Here is a 465-nt window from a genome sequence, read left to right as displayed (position 1 = left end):
AGATGACCGCAGGAAGCAGCTTTTTCGACTGGTGTGTCCCCAGCGCAAGCGTTACCGACGCGGTTTTATCGCCGTCTTTCGCGGCGACGGTAACGTGCATAGACGCGGTATCAAGCGCGAGCGCCTTCATCGCAGTTCCCCGTACCGCCAGTTGTCCACCGAGACGCTGCGCGAGCCGTCCGCCTTCGCCGCAATGCTGACGCGGATAGCCGCTTCGGGAAGCTCCGCAGGGATTTTTTCGCTCCATTCGACGACGCACACCCCTTCGCCGTAGAGCAGGTCGTCCGCCCCCAGATTGATGAAATCGGCTTCGGAACCGAGCCGATACATATCCATATGATACAGCGGCATACGCCCTGCGTATTCGGAAATAATCGTGAATGTCGGGCTGGTAAGCGTTTCGGCGACGCCCAGCGCACGGGCGACGCCTTTGGCAAACGTCGGCTTCCCCGCGGCGAGCGCGCC

Annotated in this window: 1 protein-coding gene; it reads right to left on the bottom strand. The window is 61.5% G+C overall.

The window, feature by feature from the left end; translation table 11 throughout:
- Positions 1–126 precede the first annotated feature (126 nt).
- Positions 127–465, bottom strand: a 339-nt coding sequence (tsaE, locus tag AWU74_RS08255) for a tRNA (adenosine(37)-N6)-threonylcarbamoyltransferase complex ATPase subunit type 1 TsaE (protein WP_062328827.1), incomplete at its 5' end; no start/stop codon positions are given.

It is taken from the genome of Treponema endosymbiont of Eucomonympha sp., from assembly GCF_001028545.1.
Note: the sequence above shows the minus strand (reverse complement) of the source record. Positions and strands in the feature narration are given on the sequence as shown.